This window comes from Kitasatospora sp. NPDC004614 (genome assembly GCF_042873675.1).
Taxonomy (GTDB): domain Bacteria; phylum Actinomycetota; class Actinomycetes; order Streptomycetales; family Streptomycetaceae; genus Kitasatospora.
In genome coordinates this window covers 211,959-230,258 of record NZ_JBIALR010000002.1, presented here as the reverse complement: position 1 = coordinate 230,258, position 18,300 = coordinate 211,959, and the positions used below count along the sequence as shown (strand labels likewise).

General features: G+C 70.3%; 15 protein-coding genes. 9 read left to right on the top strand and 6 right to left on the bottom strand.

Annotated features, from left to right (window positions below):
• Window positions 1–16: 16 nt before the first annotated feature.
• Window positions 17–616 carry a single-stranded DNA-binding protein gene (locus ACFYST_RS06490; protein WP_387860438.1) on the bottom strand — a complete coding sequence of 200 codons (600 nt, stop codon included), beginning with the start codon at window positions 614–616 and terminating at the stop codon, window positions 17–19.
• Between the two features lie 101 nt (window positions 617–717).
• Window positions 718–1,008: a 30S ribosomal protein S6 gene (rpsF, locus tag ACFYST_RS06485; RefSeq protein ID WP_387639765.1), complete on the bottom strand. Its 291-nt coding sequence runs from the start codon at window positions 1,006–1,008 to the stop codon at window positions 718–720.
• Window positions 1,009–1,242: 234 nt separating this feature from the next.
• On the opposite strand from rpsF, the gene ACFYST_RS06480 reads away from it, so the two are divergent.
• The 3 genes from ACFYST_RS06480 to ACFYST_RS06470 all read left to right on the top strand — a co-directional run bounded on the left by ACFYST_RS06480 (window position 1,243) and on the right by ACFYST_RS06470 (window position 3,919).
• Complete coding sequence (locus ACFYST_RS06480) at window positions 1,243–1,548, top strand: hypothetical protein (protein ID WP_387639767.1); 306 nt, start codon at window positions 1,243–1,245, stop codon at window positions 1,546–1,548.
• Window positions 1,549–1,736: 188 nt separating this feature from the next.
• A complete protein-coding gene (locus ACFYST_RS06475; RefSeq protein ID WP_387639769.1) occupies window positions 1,737–2,855 on the top strand; it encodes a lipid II:glycine glycyltransferase FemX in 1,119 nt (372 codons plus the stop codon).
• 32 nt (window positions 2,856–2,887) lie between these two features.
• On the top strand, window positions 2,888–3,919 hold the full coding sequence (locus tag ACFYST_RS06470; RefSeq protein WP_387860436.1) for an alanine racemase: 1,032 nt from the start codon (window positions 2,888–2,890) through the stop codon (window positions 3,917–3,919).
• A gap of 79 nt (window positions 3,920–3,998) precedes the next feature.
• On the opposite strand, the gene ACFYST_RS06465 is transcribed toward ACFYST_RS06470, so the two are convergent.
• Window positions 3,999–5,537, bottom strand: a complete 1,539-nt coding sequence (locus ACFYST_RS06465) for a glycosyltransferase family 87 protein (protein ID WP_387860433.1) — start codon at window positions 5,535–5,537, stop codon at window positions 3,999–4,001.
• Between the two features lie 237 nt (window positions 5,538–5,774).
• On the opposite strand from ACFYST_RS06465, the gene ACFYST_RS06460 reads away from it, so the two are divergent.
• Window positions 5,775–6,026 (top strand): hypothetical protein, encoded by a 252-nt coding sequence (locus ACFYST_RS06460; protein ID WP_387860430.1) that lies wholly within the window; start codon window positions 5,775–5,777, stop codon window positions 6,024–6,026.
• Window positions 6,027–6,129: 103 nt separating this feature from the next.
• On the opposite strand, the gene ACFYST_RS06455 is transcribed toward ACFYST_RS06460, so the two are convergent.
• Window positions 6,130–8,751, bottom strand: coding sequence for a transglycosylase domain-containing protein (locus ACFYST_RS06455; protein WP_387860428.1), 2,622 nt, complete (start codon window positions 8,749–8,751; stop codon window positions 6,130–6,132).
• Window positions 8,752–9,048: 297 nt separating this feature from the next.
• Between ACFYST_RS06455 and ACFYST_RS06450 the strand changes: the two genes are divergently transcribed.
• On the top strand, window positions 9,049–9,711 hold the full coding sequence (locus ACFYST_RS06450) for a helix-turn-helix transcriptional regulator (RefSeq protein ID WP_387639781.1): 663 nt from the start codon (window positions 9,049–9,051) through the stop codon (window positions 9,709–9,711).
• Window positions 9,712–9,859: 148 nt separating this feature from the next.
• Window positions 9,860–10,942 carry an inositol-3-phosphate synthase gene (locus ACFYST_RS06445; RefSeq protein ID WP_043915344.1) on the top strand — a complete coding sequence of 361 codons (1,083 nt, stop codon included), beginning with the start codon at window positions 9,860–9,862 and terminating at the stop codon, window positions 10,940–10,942.
• Between the two features lie 158 nt (window positions 10,943–11,100).
• On the opposite strand, the gene ACFYST_RS06440 is transcribed toward ACFYST_RS06445, so the two are convergent.
• Window positions 11,101–11,859, bottom strand: a complete 759-nt coding sequence (locus tag ACFYST_RS06440) for a peptidoglycan-binding protein (protein WP_387860425.1) — start codon at window positions 11,857–11,859, stop codon at window positions 11,101–11,103.
• A gap of 165 nt (window positions 11,860–12,024) precedes the next feature.
• Here ACFYST_RS06440 and ACFYST_RS06435 point away from each other — a divergent pair, with 165 nt between their 5' ends.
• Entirely contained in the window at window positions 12,025–13,317 is a 1,293-nt protein-coding gene (locus tag ACFYST_RS06435) for an MFS transporter (protein WP_387639786.1), read from the top strand.
• A gap of 63 nt (window positions 13,318–13,380) precedes the next feature.
• Window positions 13,381–14,076 carry a hypothetical protein gene (locus ACFYST_RS06430; RefSeq protein ID WP_387639789.1) on the top strand — a complete coding sequence of 232 codons (696 nt, stop codon included), beginning with the start codon at window positions 13,381–13,383 and terminating at the stop codon, window positions 14,074–14,076.
• Window positions 14,077–14,083: 7 nt separating this feature from the next.
• Here ACFYST_RS06430 and ACFYST_RS06425 read toward each other — a convergent pair whose 3' ends face one another.
• The gene (locus tag ACFYST_RS06425) at window positions 14,084–15,526 is read right to left on the bottom strand and encodes a CCA tRNA nucleotidyltransferase (protein WP_387640713.1); all 1,443 of its coding nucleotides are present in this window, start codon (window positions 15,524–15,526) and stop codon (window positions 14,084–14,086) included.
• 260 nt (window positions 15,527–15,786) lie between these two features.
• Between ACFYST_RS06425 and ACFYST_RS06420 the strand changes: the two genes are divergently transcribed.
• The gene (locus ACFYST_RS06420; protein ID WP_387860422.1) at window positions 15,787–18,276 is read left to right on the top strand and encodes a DUF6049 family protein; all 2,490 of its coding nucleotides are present in this window, start codon (window positions 15,787–15,789) and stop codon (window positions 18,274–18,276) included.
• Window positions 18,277–18,300: the final 24 nt, after the last annotated feature.

The following is an 18,300-nucleotide window of genomic DNA, read 5'->3' as shown; positions in this document are numbered from 1 at the left end:
GTCCGGCCCGCACCGCTTAGAACGGGGGCTCTTCCGAGTAGCCGCCGCCGGAGTTTCCACCCCAGCTGCCGCCACCCTGGTTGGGCGAGGAGGGCGCGCTGGACGCCCACGGGTCGTCGGACGGACCCTGGTTGCCGCCGCCGGGGTTTCCACCCCAGCTGCCGCCACCCTGGTTGCCGCCGCCGTACCCGCCGCCGCCCTGCTGGCCGCCGCCACCACCGAAGCCACCGCCGCCGCCGGGACCGCCGGAGCGGTTGGCGCGGGTGACCTTGGCGGTCGCCGAGCGCAGGCTCGGGCCGACCTCATCGACCTCGACCTCGAAGACCGTCCGCTTCTCGCCTTCCTTGGTCTCGTAAGACCGCTGGCGCAGTCGGCCCTGCACGATCACGCGCATGCCGCGCTGCAGCGACTCGGCCACGTTCTCCGCCGGCTGACGCCAGACGTTGCACGTGAGGAAGAGGCTTTCGCCGTCCTTCCACTCGTTCGTCTGACGGTCGAAGGTCCGCGGAGTCGACGCGATGCGGAACTTGGCCACTGCGGCGCCCGAAGGAGTGAAACGCAGCTCGGGGTCGTCGACGAGGTTGCCGACGAGGGTGATGACGGTCTCGCCTGCCATGTGGTGATGACCTCTCGGAAAGAAGTTCTGCGGTGCTCGTCAGCGGTGTTCCACGTGGAACACCGGACGCGAGCCCTCCGGCGCGAACGCCGGAAGTGGGCTCAGTGGGTGTCCGGGCGCAGGACCTTGGTCCGCAGAACCGACTCGCTCAGGCTGAGCTGGCGGTCGAGCTCCTTGACGACCTCGGGCGTGGCCGAGAGGTCGATGACCGAGTAGATGCCCTCGGACTGCTTGTTGATCTCGTACGCCAGGCGACGACGGCCCCAGGTGTCGATCTTCTCAACCTTGCCGCCGCCGGTGCGGACGACGTTGAGGAAGTTCTCGATCAGGGGGGAGACAGCGCGCTCCTCGACCGACGGGTCGAGGATGACCATCACCTCGTAGTGACGCATGTGTAACCCACCTCCTTTGGACTCAACGGCCACGGTCTCTCCGTGGCAGGAGGGTTGTGCGCGTCGGCACTGCTGCTGGGCATGCGGGCACGCCCTACACCAGTGCAGAGGGGCAAGCCTACCGGGTGAGCCGACCGACGGACAAAACGCCTGGTGTCCGCGGTTGTCATTTCGACCATATCGGTATCAATCTGGACAGAACGAACGTTCCCTCCACCACAGGAGGTGGGTCCTATGGCGCAGAACGTCCACCGCCCGCAGTTCACCCTGAACACCGACGGGAACCCGCATCCGCGGGAGAACGCCCTGGTAGGGGTGACGCTGCTGCTCGGCGCGGTCGCCTTCGTCACCTCGTTCTTCCACAACCTGCACCTGCTCAGCTCGTGGGCCGGACTGGTCGGCGTCATCACCGGAATGATCGGCCTGTTCGTCTCCGTCACCACCGCCGAGCGCTTCGTGGTGGTGATCGGCACCGGCGCCGCCGCGTTCGGCCTGTTCCTGGGCGTGGCGCACGGCGGACTCTTCGGGGGCGTGTGGTGACGCCCGCGCGCGGCAGAGCAGGGTGAACCTGGCAAAAGCGTGCAACCCCCAAGGCCCTCCCGGAGTAGTACCTGTGCCAGCGGGTGCGAACGGGGGGGCACACCCACGTCGGACCGCGTCCCACCCGAATCGGACCATTCGGGCGATAGGGTCACCTTCGGAAAGCCTGACGAGGAGGAGCACGGAGCATGAGCCTGCGTCTGCGGACGATCACGCGTGAGGAACACCTGGCTTTTGTGCAGAGCCGGTCCTCTGCCAGCCACATGCAGGTGCCCTCCTGGGCGGACGTCAAGGCGGAGTGGCGCGCCGAGAGCCTCGGCTGGTTCGACACCTCCGGCGAGCTGGTCGGCGCCGGCCTGGTGCTCTACCGCCAGCTGCCCAAGGTGAAGCGCTACCTGGCCTACCTGCCCGAGGGCCCGATCATCGACTGGTTCGACCCGGACCTGGACCGCTGGCTGAAGCCGATGCTGGCGCACCTGAAGGCCCAGGGCGCGTTCACGGTGAAGATGGGCCCGCCGGTGGTGGTCCGCCGCTGGGAGGCCGCCACCATCAAGGAGGCGATCGCCTCCAAGGAGGCCAAGCGGCTGCGCGACGTCGAACCGGACTGGTCCGAGCCGCGCGCCCTGGAGGCCGCCGAACGCCTGCGCCGCTCCGGCTGGCTGCAGGGCGAGGACGGCGGCGCCGGCTTCGGCGACGTCCAGCCCCGCTACGTGTTCCAGGTGCCGCTCGGCGGCCGCTCACTGGACGACGTCCAGCGCGGCTTCAACCAGCTGTGGCGGCGCAACATCAAGAAGGCCGAGAAGACCGGCGTCGAGGTGGTCCAGGGCAGCTACGAGGACCTCGCGGTCTTCCACAAGCTGTACGTGATCACCGCCGAACGCGACCACTTCACCCCCCGCCCGCTGTCCTACTTCCAGCGGATGTGGAAGGCGCTCACCGCCGAGGACCCCAACCGGATGCGGCTCTACATCGCCTACCACGAGGGCGAGGCGCTGGCCGCCACCACCATGCTCACCGTCGGCGAGCACGTCTGGTACTCCTACGGCGCCTCGGCGAACCACAAGCGCGAGGTGAAGCCGTCCAACGCCATCCAGTGGCGGATGATCCGCGACTCGTACGCGCTCGGCGCGAGCGTCTACGACCTGCGCGGCATCAGCGACACCCTGGACGAGGACGACCACCTGTTCGGGCTGATCCAGTTCAAGGTCGGCACCGGCGGACAGGCCGCGGAGTACCTCGGGGAATGGGACTACCCGCTCAACAAGCTGCTGCACAAGGCGCTCGACCTCTACATGTCGCGCCGCTGAGCACAACGTCGGACCTTTACGAGGGAAACGCGATGACCTTGACGATGTACGTGGACGGCGGCCGCTGGCGGGCGCACCAGCGCGGGCTGCTGGCCGAGTTCCCCGGGCTGGTCCCGGTCGCCAAGGGCAACGGCTACGGCTTCGGCAACCGACGGCTCGCCGAGGAGGCCGCCCGGCTGGGCAGCCCCCTGCTGGCCGTCGGCACCGCGGACGAGGCGGCGGCGATGGCCGACGCCTTCCCCGGTGACCTGCTGGTGCTCACCCCGTACCGGGTCGGCGAGCCCGAGGTGGACCTGCCCGCCGAGCGGGTGGTGCGGACGGTCGCGCACGCCGATGCGCTGGCCGCACTGCCCGCCTGCACCCGCGTGGTGGTCGAGTGCATGACCAGCATGCGACGGCACGGCATCTCGCTCCGCGACCTGGCCGAACTGCCGGTCGACCACCTGGAGCTGGAGGGCTTCGCACTGCACCTGCCGCTGGACCGGCCGGACGGCTCCGACCCAGTGGACGAGGTCGCCGGCTGGGTCAGGGCGATCGGTGCGGCCGGACTCCCCGACCGCACCGTCTACCTGAGCCACCTGGCCGCCAAGGACGTGCTGCGGCTGGCCGAGCGCCACCCCGACACCGAGTTCCGCTCCCGGATCGGCACCCGGCTGTGGCTCGGCGACGTACAGGCGATGTCCTCCCGGGCCACCGTCCTGGACGTCACCCCGATCGGCCGCGGCGAGCGCTACGGCTACCGGCAGCACAAGGCCCCGTCCGACGGCCACCTGCTGGTGGTCAGCGGCGGCACCGCGCACGGCGTCGGCCTGGAGGCGCCCAAGTACGTGAACGGGATACTGCCCCGCGCCAAGGGCCTGGCCCGGGCCGGCCTGGCCACCATGAACCGGACGCTCTCCCCGTACAGCTGGCAGGGCAAGCAGCTGTGGTTCGCCGAACCGCCGCACATGCAGGTGTCGATCCTGTTCCTGCCCGGCGAGCTCAAGCCGCCGGCGGTCGGCGACGAACTGTCGCTGGCGGTCCGGCACACCACCACCCACTTCGACCGGGTGGTCGAACGCTGAGGCTCCGCCGGAACGCCGGAAGCCCGCCTGCCTTCACGGCGGACGGGCTTCCTGCGTTCACGGGCTACTTGTTCACGGGCTACTTGGGGCCCGGCTCGGCCTCGACCAGCCAGTCGACCTCGCGCTGCGGCGCGTAGTCGGAGTAGCTCTCCTCCTCGCGCAGGCCGCGGGCACTGCCGAGCACGAACCGGTCCGGGGCGCCGTCCAGCACACCGCCCGACGGGTCGTCGCTCCCGTCCCAGCGCACCGGGTCGCGGTCCGGGTAGAGGATGTCGCGGACCACCAGGTAGCAGATGTACAGGGTGCCGATCAGGTGCAGGGCGATCGCGAAGTGGTACCACTGCAGGTCGATGCCGTGGTGCTTGTTGTCGCCGTTGTAGGCCAGGTACGACCAGATGCCGAGGAAGTACAGCACCTCGCAGGCCTGCCAGATCAGGAAGTCCCGCCAGCGCGGCCGGGCCAGCACCGCCAGCGGAATCAGCCAGAGCACGTACTGCGGCGAGTACACCTTGTTGGTCAGCACGAACGCGGCGACCACCAGGAAGGCCAGCTGGGCGAAGCGCGGGCGGCGCGGCGCGCTGATCGCCAGCCAGCCGACCGCCAGGCAGCAGAGCACCAGCAGGACGGCGATCCAGGTGTTCAGGGTCTCCAGGTGCTGCCCGTTGCGGACGGCCTGCATCAGGATCAGCCAGAACGAGCCGTAGTCCTCGGTGCGGACCTGGCTGAAGCTGTAGAAGGTCAGCCAGCCCTTCCAGTTGGCCAGCATGATCGGCACGTTGACGACCAGCCAGGCGCCGGCCGTGCCGCCGAACACCAACCCGAAGTCCCGCCACTTTCCGGTCCGCAGACACAGCACCAGCAGCGGACCGAGCAGCAGCAGCGGATAGAGCTTGGCGGCCGTCGCCAGACCGATGAACACACCAGCCAGCACCGGCCGGGCCCCCGCCCAGTACGCCATCGCCACCGCGGCCAGCGCCACCGCGAGCAGGTCCCAGTTGATGGTGGAGTCCAGCGCCAGGCAGGGCGCGAGGGCGAACAGCAGCGCGTCCCACGGGCGACGGCGGTGGGTGCGGGAGACCGCGACCACGGCGATCACCGCGCAGATCATCAGCATTCCGGCGTTGACCAGCCAGAACCACTGCTCGCGGCTCATCATGTCGCCGTTGTGGGTGGTCAGCCAGGCCGCGATCTGCATGAACAGACCGGTCAGCACCGGGTACTCCAGGTACTGCATGTCCGCCGAGGGCTGCGGGATCGGGTCCAGGTACGGACGGGACCCGTCCGCGAAACCGCGGGCCGAGAACAGGTGCGGAATGTCGCTGTAACAGGCGTGCGTGTACTGGCTGGTGGCGCCGAAGAACCAGCCGTCCTGGAAGCAGGACGCCTTCTGGAACAGACCCAGCACGAAGACCACGATCACGGCCACCGCCAGGAACCTCGCCGGCGTCCACCAGGACACCCCGAGCAGCGCCCGACGTCCGGGCGGACCACCCAGCAGCTCGCTGCCGGCCTCCGCCACCGGGTCCTCGTCCGCGGGCACCACCACGGTGTTCGGCAGCGGCCCCGCGGCCGGAGCCGGTCCGGGCGCTGAGGTCTCGTCACGCAGGCTGGACGTCATGGCGCGCATTCTGCCGCACTGGTCTACGCCTGAGCGAGTGTTGCCGCACGAACCGTCCGCTACTGCTCCTGAGTCCACCCCGCCGGAGGTTCACAGCCCGGTCGCTCCACCGCCGGAGCGGGCGGCGTGGGACGCAACGCCAGCCGGTAGCACCTGCTTTCCATCGAAACACCGATCACATCCGGCCACTCCTGGTACTCCGCCATGGCCTGGAACGTCAGGATCCGCTCGTCCCCCGTGCCGCCAGAAGGTGAACACCCCGACCTGTCCGCGCCCCTGCCGCTGCGCCCGGATCCGGGCCGACAGCTCCGCCAGATCGGGGATGCCGACCGCCTGCCGGGCATCGGCCTCGGCCACCGCGGCACTGAAGTCCTTCGCCGCCCCCACCACCTCGGCAGCCGCCGCCGAACGCCGTTGGTGCTCACGCACCAGGGGATCCACCACCAGCACGCCGACACCCAGCGCCAGCACCCCGGCCAGGACCAGTAACAGCGGTCGTCTGCGCATCACTCGTCTCCTCGAACAACTCGGGGCAGTACCGGCTGAAAGGAGAGGCCGGAAGCGGGATCCCGCTTCCGGCCTCTTGGTTGACCTACTGGCCCATCATTCCCAACAGGTTGCCCGCTCCTCCTCCACCGCCGCCGCCTCCGGGCGGCGCGCTCGGGCTGCCGCTGGCGCTCTCGCTCGGGCTCTTGCTCGGCTTCGGCGAGCGGGAAGGACCGCAGTTGTTGCCGTTGCCCTGGCAGGTCGAGCTGTTGCTCGGCGACGGCGAGAGCGGCCCCTCCGGGGACTTCGACGTGCTCGGCTCGGTCGGCCCGGTCGACTGCTCCGCCGGAGCGGAGGCCGAGGTCGAGGCCGGGGCGGACGGGCTGATCGGGGCACCCGAGGAGTCGACCTCCTGGCCCCACGGCGCCGGGTTCGGGAAGTCCAGCACCGGCTTGCCCTTCATGATGATCTTCATGTAGCGGGCGAAGATCTCGGTCGGGAAGTCACCACCGTGCACGGAGTCGTGGCCGGCGGTGCCGTTCAGCGACAGCAGCTTGGGGTTGCCGGCCTCCTCGCGCCACATGCCGACCGCGGTGGACAGGTCCGGGGTGTACCCCGCCCACCAGGCCGAGGTACCGGCGTCGGTGGTACCGGTCTTGCCGGCCACCGGCCGTCCGATCGACTCGGTCCCCTTCTTACCGGTGCCGTTCTTGGCCACGTTCTCCAGCACGTCGGTGATGTTGTCGGCGACCGCCTGCTCCAGCGCCTTCTTCGGCTGGGGCTTGCCGAAGTTCGGCAGCTCCTCGGTGCCGTGCATCACCTTCGACACCGAGTACGGGTCGGTCTGCTGACCGCGGGCCGCGAACACCGAGTAGGCCGAGGCCATCCGGATCGAGCTCGGGTGCGAGGTGCCCAGCGGGAAGGTGAGGGTCGAGGACGGCTCCAGGCTGCCGGGCAGGATCCCCAGCTCGGTGACCATCTTCTCCACGGTCTTGCCGCCCACGTCCTGGCCGAGCTGCACGAACGGGACGTTGTACGAGTACTGCATGGCCTTCTTCAGCGAGACGTAGCCGGGGCTGCCCGGGCTGTCGTTGCGCTGCTTGTATGGCTTGCCGTCGTCGCCGGTCAGCGGCTTGCCGTCCCGGTAGATCGGCGAGAGGTTGTCCGCCAGGTACAGCGAGTCCGGGTTGAGCTGGGTCGTACCGCTCTTGGTCTGCACGCCGTACTGCATCGCGGCGGCCAGCACGAACGGCTTGAAGGTCGAGCCGACCGGGACCTTGGAGTCCGCGTTGTTGCTGTAGTGGCCCTTCTCGATGCCGTCGCCGCCGTAGATCGCCACGATCGCACCGTCGTTGGGCCGCACCGAGGCGGCGCCGACCTGGACGAACTTGTCCGCCTCACGCTTGCTCTCGTCCAGGATCTCGCCCTTGACCTGGTCCACGGCCGTCTTCAGGGCGTCCACCTTGTCCTTCTCGAAGGTGGTGTAGATCTGGTAGCCGCCGCGGGCCAGCTTGGCCTCGGTGATGGTCTTGTCCTTGGCCATGATGAACTGGTTGGCGGTGTCCACCAGGTAGGAGACCTCGCCGTTCAAACTGGCCGGGGCCTTCACCGCGATCGGCTCGGGGAACTTCTGCCCGCACTTGGCGCGGTCCTCCGCCGTGATGGCCTTGGTCGCCTGCATCCGGTCCAGGACGTAGTTCCAGCGCTCCTGCATGCGGTCGTGGTTGGCCTGGTTCAGGGTCGGGTCGTACAGCGCCGCACCCTTCAGCAGGCCGGCCAGCATCGCGCCCTGACAGATGTCCACCTTGTTGGCGTCCACGCCGTAGTAGGCCTGCGAAGCGGCCTGGATACCGGTCGCACCGCGGCCGTACCAGCTGGTGTTCAGGTAGCCGGTGAGGATGCCGTCCTTGTCGTCCGCGATCTTCAGCGTGATGATGAATTCTTTTGCCTTGCGGCTGAGCGTCTGCTCCTGGGACAGGTAGACGTTCTTCACGTACTGCTGGGTGATGGTCGAACCGCCCTGGGTCTCGCCGCCGGTCGCCATCTTGTAGACGGCGCGGGCGATGCCCTTGGGGTCGATGCCGCTGTCGGTGCGGAAGGTCTCGTTCTCGGCCGCGATCACCGCGTCCTGGGCCGGGCGGCTGATCTCCGAGAGTTCCACCCACTGCTTGTTGGTGTCGCCCTTGCGGGCCATCTCGGTGTTGTCGGCCCAGTAGTAGATGTTGTTCTGGAGCTTGATGGAGTCCTTGGCGCTCGGCACCGGGATCACGGCGTACGCCACGCCTATCGCGGCCACGCCACCACCGAAGAAGATCAGGAACAGGCTCAGCACCTGCTTCCAGGACGGCATCCACCGCTTGAAGCCGGACTTGCCGAAGCGCGGGTAGTCGATCAGCCGCTTCTTGCCCGGCTTGCCGTTGCGGCCGGCGTTCCGGCCGTTCGGCGGGCCTTCCGATCCGCCGTCACCGCCGCCCTTGCGGCCCTGCTTGCGCATCTCCGCCCGGGTCATCCGGGGCTGCTGGGCAGTCTCGCGCGCCGGGCGGCGGCCACCGGGGCCGGCCCCAGGACCGGGGCGGCCGGGGCCGGACGCCGGCCCGCCCTGCTCCCCCGCGTAGTCGGGTGCGCCCTCGACGGGGCTGCCGTAGGCATACGGACGCCCGGCGGACGCCCGCCTGGAGGGCGGCTCCTCGCCCCCGGGGTTGGCCGACCTGCGCCGGTGTTCGCTCATTCTCTCCGCAGCCTCTCGGTCAGGGTGCACCAGGCGACAGAGTACGGGTCCCTGACAGGTCGCCAATCGGGCATTGGCAGCCAACCAGGACGAACCGGCCTCGATTCATTACATGCCCGTTGCCCAAAGGCCTTGTGATCGCGGTTACGCGTGCCCCTCTTGCTCCTTCCGTGACCCAGGGTTACTGTTGCCGATATATCGAGCCGATACATCGGCGCGACACATCGGTTCGGCATACCTTGCGGGCCGGACCGGCATCCGAAGAGCAGGACCCCGTTACGGAAGGAGGAAGGCGGTATGAGCCGACGCTCCGGCGTCCTCGAATTCGCCGTCCTCGGCCTGCTCCACGACGCCCCGATGCACGGCTACGAACTGCGCAAGCGGCTCAACGTCCTGCTGGGCTCGTTCCGGGCCTTCTCCTACGGAACGCTCTACCCCTGCCTGAAGAGCCTGGTCGCCCAGGGCTTCCTGGTCGAGGACAACCCGGACGTCGAGTACGTCCCGGCCACCGCGCTCAACGGCAAGCGGTCGAAGATCGTCTACCGGCTCTCCGCCGAGGGCAAGCAGCGCTTCGAGGAGCTGCTCGCCGAATCCGGACCGGACGCCTGGGAGGACGAGCACTTCGGCGTGCGCTTCGCCTTCTTCGGCCAGACCGACCGGGCCGTCCGGATGCGCGTGCTGGAAGGCCGCCGCAGCCGGCTCGAGGAACGGCTGGAGCGGATGCGCAGCTCGATCGCCCGCACCCGCGAGCGGTTCGACGACTACACCCTCGAACTCCAGCGCCACGGCCTGGAGTCCGTGGAGCGCGAGGTCCGCTGGCTCAACGAGCTGATCGAGACCGAGCGCGCCACCAGAAACGGACGCAACTCCGCGTCCCCGCAATCTTCGGACGGCCATGGTCCGGCCGCCGGGTCCTCGGACCCGCCCGGGCCACCGTACGACCGCCCGGGGCGCTCCTGACCGGAGCGCTGAGCAGCACCGCGCCGGCCTTGCCGCCGCTCGCGGCGAGGCGTGGGCGCCCCGCGCGCCCGTCAGACAGTCAGAACAGATGTGGAACGAGGTGCCGCCACACCACGGCGACCCTCATGAGATTCAGGGAGCAACCGGAATGGGTTCGGTTCGCGTAGCCATCGTCGGCGTGGGCAACTGCGCCGCCTCGCTGGTGCAGGGTGTCGAGTACTACAAGGACGCCGACCCGGCCGGTAAGGTCCCCGGCCTGATGCACGTCCAGTTCGGCGACTACCACGTGAAGGATGTCGACTTCGTCGCCGCCTTCGACGTGGACGCCAAGAAGGTCGGCTTCGACCTGGCCGACGCCATCGGCAACAGCGAGAACAACACCATCAAGATCTGCGACGTGCCGCCGACCGGCGTCACCGTCCAGCGCGGCCACACCCTCGACGGCCTGGGCAAGTACTACCGGGAGACCATCGAGGAGTCCGACGAGGCCCCGGTCGACGTCGTCCAGATCCTCAAGGACCGCCAGGTCGACGTCCTCGTCTGCTACCTGCCGGTGGGCTCCGAGAACGCCGCCAAGTTCTACGCCCAGTGCGCCATCGACGCCAAGGTCGCCTTCGTGAACGCCCTCCCGGTGTTCATCGCCGGCACCAAGGAGTGGGCCGACAAGTTCACCGAGGCCGGTGTCCCGATCGTCGGCGACGACATCAAGTCCCAGGTCGGCGCGACCATCACGCACCGCGTGATGGCGAAGCTGTTCGAGGACCGCGGTGTCATCCTCGAGCGCACCATGCAGCTGAACGTCGGCGGCAACATGGACTTCAAGAACATGCTCGAGCGCGAGCGCCTGGAGTCCAAGAAGATCTCCAAGACCCAGGCCGTCACCTCGCAGATCCGCGACCGTGAGCTGGGCGCCAAGAACGTCCACATCGGCCCGTCCGACTACGTCGCGTGGCTCGACGACCGCAAGTGGGCGTACGTCCGCCTCGAGGGCCGCGCGTTCGGCGACGTCCCGCTGAACCTCGAGTACAAGCTCGAGGTCTGGGACTCCCCGAACTCGGCCGGTGTCATCATCGACGCCGTCCGCGCCGCGAAGATCGCCAAGGACCGCGGCATCGGCGGCCCGATCCTCTCCGCGTCCTCCTACTTCATGAAGTCCCCGCCGGTTCAGTACTTCGACGACGAGGCCAAGGAGAACGTCGAGAAGTTCATCCGCGGCGAGGTCGAGCGCTGAGCGCTAGCGAAGCCTGCTCGCTGCGAAGGGTGAGCGCTGAGCAATGAGCTCTGAGCTCTGAGCTCTGAGCTCTGAGCTCTGAGCTCTGAGCATTGACGTTTCGTCAGGCTTGACCGGAGGGCCGTCCCGCATCTCGCGGGGCGGCCCTCCGGCGTGTTTCAGTTCCAGGCCTCGTGCCAGGTGACCGGCCCGACGATGCCGTCCACCGTCAGTCCGTGGCGCTGCTGGAAGGCCCGGCAGATCTGGGCCGAGGCGGGCCCGTACCAGCCGTCCGCCGTGATCGCCCAGGTCCGCCAGGCCAGCCGCCGCTGCCACGTCAGCACGTCGTCCCCGTGCATCATCGGCGACTGGAGCTTCAGGTACCGCCCCGGCCACGGCGGCGCCCCACCCGCCTGCCCGGACGTCCGCGCCGCAGGCGTCCCCCCGAGCGCCGGATCCGCCGACACCGTGCCCTCCGGATAGGCCGGCACCCCGTACCCGTACGGCGACCCGGGCCCGCGCCGCGCCCGGGCCTTCCGGTAGACCCCGTCGCCCTCGGTGGACCCGGAGTCGTTCGTATTTCCCTCCACCGTGTAAATGGTGTCGGCGTCGTAGGCGTAGACGACTCCGGTGTGGTCGCCGCCGTCGGGGCCGAGGTAGAAGGGGCCGCCGAGGACGGGGTAGGGGGTCCAGCGGTTGTGGTCGCGCCACCAGGCGACGGCGGTCAGGCAGGAGGCCGTCATGGGCCAGAGGTTGTCCATGCCGGTGCGGTGGGCGGCCCAGGCTTCGAAGGTCGCGCACCAGGGCTGACCGTCGGACCATTCGAGGCCGGGGGTTTCCTCGCTGTAGCGCTGGCGGTTGTTCCAGGTCCCGTCGGGGTCGCGGCCTTCGTGGTGGCCGACCTGGCTGAGCAACAGGGTTGTGAACTCGTCTCGCATGGGAGCCTCCCGTCGTTCCGAGAGAGTTCTTCCCCGGTAAGTGCCCTACGACATCCGGGCGATGGCGCGCCAGCGGTGGTGCGGAGGCGTGCGGGGGGCGCGCGCCGCTCGAAGTTGGTGGAGGTTTCACGTGAAACACCGTCGGCCTCGTGGCACCCTTGGCGGGTGATCGTCGAACAGATCCCGCGAGAGGCCACCCTGCGCGGCCTGCTGCACGGCACCGGTTTTCGGCGCCTGCTGACGGTGCGCCTGCTCTCGCAGCTGTCGGACGGCGTCTTCCAGGTCTCGCTGGCCGCGTACGTGATCTTCTCCCCCGAGCACCAGTCCTCCCCCGCCGACATCGCCGCGGTGCTGGCGGTGATGCTGCTGCCGTTCTCGGTGATCGGCCCGTTCGCGGGGGTTCTGCTGGACCGCTGGCGGCGCCGGCAGGTACTGCTGATGGGCAATCTGGCCCGCTTCGGTCTGGGGCTGGTGACGGCGGCGCTGCTGCTCGGGCGGGCCCCTGACTGGATGTTCTTCGCGGCGGCGCTGCTGGTGACGGCGCTCAACCGGTTCATCCTGGCGGGCCTGTCCGCCTCACTGCCGCGGGTGGTGGCCACGTCCGAGCTGGTCACCGCGAACGCCCTCTCGCCCACCCTGGGCACGGTGGCGGCGGCCTCCGGCGGCGTCGTCGGCTTCCTGGTGCACCAGGTGATGCCGCCCGGCCGGCACGCGGACGCCGTCCTGGTGACGCTGGCGGCGCTGCTCTACCTGTCGGCCGCGCTGGCCGCCCGGCGGATCGCCCCGGACGCGCTGGGCCCCGAGGTGAGCGACGAACTCCCGTCCCTGCGCCAGGCGTTGTCCACCTCCTGGCACGACCTGCTGGCGGGCCTGCGGCACCTGGTGCGGGACTGCCGGCCGGCCGTGCAGGCGCTGGGCGCGGTCACCCTGGCGCGGTTCTGCTACGGCGTGCTGATCGTGGTCGTGCTGATGCTCTCCCGGTACACCTTCAACAGCGCGGCGGACACCGAGGGCGGCCTGGCCAGCCTGGGCCGGGCGGTGATCCTCTCCGCGGTGGGCTTCTTCGTGGCCGCGCTGATCAGCCCGTGGTGCACCCGGCGACTCGGCCTGGTCGGATGGATGACGACCTGCCTGGCGAGCGCGGCGGTGTTCGTCCCGGCGCTCGGACTGACCTTCGACGAAGTCCCGGCGATGGCCGCGGCGCTGCTGCTGGGCGTGGTCACCCAGGGCACCAAGATCTGCGCGGACACCCTGGTGCAGGAGTCGGTGGAGGACGAGTACCGCGGCCGGGTGTTCGCGATCTACGACGTGCTGGTCAACGTCTCGTTCGTCGCGGCGGCCGGGGTGACCGCCCTGGTGCTGCCGCTGAACGGCCGCTCGGTGCCGGTGGTGCTGGGCCTCGCGGTGCTGTACGCGCTCGGCGCGCTGCTGTACTTCCGCGCCGCACGCCGGTCCTGACGGGGTCTCTGCCGCTAGGGTCGTGGGCGCACGGCACGCTCTCGTCGCCAGGGGGAAGAACAGATGAGCACTCCACCGCCACCCGGCCCGTACGGCCAGCCCGGACCGTACGGTCAGCAGCCCGGCCAGCAACCGCCCGGGTACGGCCAGCCTCCCGCATACGGACAGCCGCCCACGTACGGTCAGCCGCCGTCCTACGGCCAGCCCTCGGGCTACGCCCAGCCGCCGGCGTACGGCCAGCCCGAGCCCGGTCCGCAGCCCGCGTACGGCCAGCCCTCCGGCTACGCCCAACCCCCCGCGTACGGCCAGCCCCCCGCGCCGGGCCCGCAGCCCGCGTACGGGCAACCGCCGACCGGCGAGGGGCAGATGCCGGCCTGGGGGCAGGCGCCGCCGCCCGCCAAGCCGCCGTCCCGGAAGGCCCGGATCCGCGGCGCGAGCATCGGCGTGGGCCTGATCGCCCTGGTCGTCGGCGGCCTGTGGTGGTTCGGCTCGCTGTTCGGCGCGGGCAGCAAGGGCGCGAGCGTCGGGGACTGCCTGACCGCCAAGCACGACGAGGTGGCCTGCACCGCGTCGGACGCCAACTGGAAGGTCGTAGGGCGCCACACCGGCATGATCAGCACCTACAGCTGCGCCCAGGAGTACCCGGGATCGACGGCCTACGACAGCCAGTACCGGTCGAAGAAGAAGACGACCAAGTACCGGCTGTGCCTCAGCCCGCTGAACGCCGCGCCGCCCAAGCCCGCCGCCAGCAAGCGCTGACGGGGCGTCAGTCCTTCGGCTGCGCCGCCCACCACTCGTGCAGCGCGGCGACCGCCGCCTCGTGCTCCATCGGGCCGTGCTCCAGGCGCAGTTCGAGCAGGTGCTTGTAGGCGCGGCCGACCGCGGGGCCGGGGCGCAGGCCGAGCAGTTGCATGATCTCGTTGCCGTCCAGCGCGGGCCGGATCGCGTCCAGCTCCTCCTGCTCCTTGAGGGCGGTGATCCGCTCCTCCAGCGAGTCGTAGGTGCGGGCGAGCGCGGCGGCCTTGCGCTTGTTGCGGGTGGTGCAGTCGGAGCGGGTCAGCTTGTGCAGTCGCTCCAGCAGCGGGCCGGCGTCGGTGACGTAGCGGCGCACCGCGGAGTCGGTCCACTCGCCGCCGCCGTAGCCGTGGAAGCGCAGGTGCAGCTCGACCAGCCGGGACACCTCGGCGATCAGCTCGTTCGAGTACTTGAGCTCGCGCATCCGCTTGCGGGTCATCTTCGCGCCGACCACCTCGTGGTGGTGGAAGGAGACCCCGCCGTCGGACTCGAAGCGGCGAGTGCGCGGCTTGCCGATGTCGTGCAGCAGCGCGGCGAGGCGCAGCACCAGGTCGGGGCCGTCGGTCTCCAGTGCGATGGCCTGCTCGAGGACGGTCAGCGAGTGTTCGTAGACGTCCTTGTGGCGGTGGTGCTCGTCGCTCTCCAGGCGCAGCGCCGGGAGCTCGGGCAGCACGAACTCGGCGAGGCCGGTGTCGACCAGCAGGCGCAGGCCCTTGACCGGGTGTTCGGCGAGCAGCAGCTTGTTGAGCTCGGCCTGGACGCGTTCGGCGGAGACGATGGTGATCCGCTCGGCCATCGCGGTCATCGCGGCGACCACCTCGGGCGCCGGTTCGAAGTCGAGCTGGGCGGCGAAGCGGGCGGCCCGCATCATCCGCAGCGGGTCGTCGGAGAAGGACTCCTCGGGGGTGGCGGGGGTGCGGAGCACCCGGGCCTCCAGGTCGTCCAGTCCGTGGTGCGGGTCGACGAAGCCGCGGCCGGGCAGGTCGACGGCCATCGCGTTGACGGTGAAGTCGCGGCGGACCAGGTCCTGCTCGATCGAGTCGCCGTAGCTGACCTCGGGCTTGCGGGAGCTGCGGTCGTAGGCCTCGCTGCGGTAGGTGGTGATCTCGATCAGGAACGAGCCCTCCGCGGTGTCCTTGCGCGCGCCGACGGTGCCGAACGCGATGCCGACGTCCCAGACCGCGTCGGCCCAGCCCTTGACCAGCTTGAGGATCTGCTGCGGGCGGGCGTCGGTGGTGAAGTCGAGGTCGTTGCCGAGCCGGCCGAGCAGGGCGTCCCGGACCGAGCCGCCGACCAGCGAGAGCCGGTGGCCGGCCTCCTCGAAGCGGCGGGCGATCTCGTCGGCGACCGGGGAGACCCGAAGCAGTTCCTGCAGGCCGAGGGTCTGCGCCTCGGTCAGGCCCGGCAGGGCGATCCGGTCGGCGGAGCTGGAATGATTGGTGCTGGACGCATTGGCAGTGGACACGGCTCACAAGGGTACGTGCCCGCCCTGCCCCGCCGCCCTCCTGTTTCCTCCGCCCCGCCGCTCCGGCCAGCTTCCGGCCCGCAACACTGCGTGCCGCAAAGCGTCGTTACCATGCCGGGTGAACGCTCCTTGTCGGAGACCGCCGGGGTCGGGCGGGGCCGCGTCGGTGCGTGGGTCGATCGAGACGATCAGGAACGGCGAGGACGCGCGTGGACGAGCGGACCGGGCGGGGCGCGGCAGGGGCCGGGCGCCGCGGACGGTGGACGGGCCGGCTGGCCAGGAGCACCGCCGCCCTGCTGGCAGGCGGGCTGGTCGGTGCCCTCGCGGCCGCCCCGGCGGCGGCCGGGCCGGGCACCCTGGTGACGGCGTCGGGCGAGTACCCGGCGGCGGTGCAGATCGACACGGTGCAGGTCGGCACCGGGGCGCCGCAGATCGTGCACGAGAACGACACCGTGACGATCACCGGCAAGGTCACCAACTCCGGTTCGGAGAAGCTGAAGTCGTCGAAGGTCATGGTCCGGGTGCCGAACCCGGGCAAGCCGATGCTGGCGACCCGCAGCGACATCGACATGATGGGCTCCTGGGGCTCGCCGAGCGCCAAGGACGGCACCCCGCTGGAGAACCCGGCGCAGGACGTCGGCGACCTGGACCCGGGGCAGAGCAAGGACTTCTCCCTGCCGGTGCCGGTGTCCGCGCTGGGCGCCAAGGAGACCGGCAGCTACGAGCTGGCGGTGGACCTCTGGGGCCGGACCGGCGACGACAAGGCGCACTCGCTGGGCATCGCCCGCACCTACCTGCCGGTCCAGGGCCGGACCACCGCCAAGCCCTCGCCGGTCGCGGTGGTGTGGCCGCTGACCCACGCCCCGGTGCTGGTCGCGCAGACCATGCCGGACCAGGACCAGACGCCGGTGCTCCGGGACGACAGCCTGGTGGGCGAGCTGACCGGTGACGGGCGGCTGAACCAGCTGGTCGAGATCGGCGCGAACATGCCGAACCTGACCTGGGCGATCGACCCGGACCTGCTGGACACCGTGCTCGCGATGACCAAGACGTACCGGGTGCAGAAGCCCGGCACCTCCGGCGAGTCCGCGCGCGACGACAACACCGTGCCGGGCACCGGCCGCGACGCGGCGACGGCCTGGCTGGCGAAGCTGAAGGCGGCGGTGTCGAAGTCGGGCTCCGAGGTGGTGTCGCTGCCGTACGCCGACCCGGACCTGGCGTCGATCGCGCACAACGGCGCCAAGCTGAACGGCATGGACAACGCGCTGCGCAAGGCCATGACGGCCGGGCAGGTCACCACCGAGGGCCGTCTCCAGGTGAACGCCCAGTCGGACGTGGCCTGGCCGTACCGGGGTCTGCTGGACCAGCGCACGGCGGCGGTGGCGAACGCGGCGGGCGGCCGGCTGGTGCTGGTCAACGGCGCGTCGATGCCGGAGTCCGACAAGCTGACGTACACGCCGGGCGCGGCGCGTCCGATCGGCAACGGGCAGACCGCGGTGGTCTCCGACGCCGTGCTGGCCTCGCTGTTCCAGGGCGACCTGGGCACCGTGCACGACCGCACCGCGGCCCAGCAGCGGTTCCTGGCCGAGACCCTGGCGATCGCCCACCAGGAGCCGGAGCACCCGCGCGGCGTCCTGGTGCTGCCGTCCCGCTCGCTGACCGTCGGCACCGCGCTGGCGCTGCGCGACTCGATGCAGGCGGCGTCCGGCAGCGGCGGCTGGGTGACCCCGGCCACCCTGCAGAAGGTCTCCGAGATGCCCGCGGACCCGGGCGTCAACACCGACGTCCCGAACGACTACCCGGGCGACGCGACCGGCGCCGAGCTGTCCTCCGCCGAGCTGACCGCCACCATGGGCATCCAGGACGGCGTGGACCAGCTGATGATGATCCTCACCCAGCCGGAGCGGGTCCGCGGCCCGTTCAGCGCGGCCATGGTGCGGTCGATGTCCACAAGCTGGCGCGACCAGCAGAAGGCCGGCGTCGACTACCGGGCCGGCGTGCAGCGCTACCTGGACAACCTGAAGTCCGCGGTCCGGGTGCCGAAGAAAAGCACCGTGACGCTGCCGGGCGACAACGCGACGCTGCTGATCAGCGTGAAGAACGACCTCACCCAGGCGGTCGGCAACCTGGAGCTGCGGCTCTACTCGAGCCAGCAGAACCGCCTCCTCGTGGGCGACAACCAGCCCGTGGTGCTGGACGCCACCACCAGCCGCACCTTCCGCTTCCCCGCCGAGGCGCAGGTCAACGGCCAGGTCAAGGTGAACGCCGAGCTGTGGACCACCGGCCCCAACCCGCGGCGCTACGGCGAACCGGTGGAGTTCGTCGTCGACGTCACCTCGGTGGCCAGCGGTGTGACGTACGTGATCGCCAGCGGCACCGCGCTGATGATCCTCGCCGGGCTGCGGTTCTACCTGCAGCGCAAGAAGCGCAAGGCGGCCGGCGAGATCGACGAGGACCCGGAGCGGCTGCTGTCGGACGCCGCGGGCGGTGACGACGGCGACGCGCAGGCCGACGCCGACGCGAAGCCGACCGACACGCAGGCCGACGCCGACGCGAAGCCGACCGACACGCAGGCCGACGCCGACGGGAAGCCGACCGACGCGCAGGCCGACGCTGGTGGGAAGCCGACCGACGCGGAGCCCTCGTCCGACCGGGATGACAGCGATCGGGTCTCCGGTGATGAGAAGGTGGATCACTAGGCGCTTCACCCCCGGGCGCCAGTC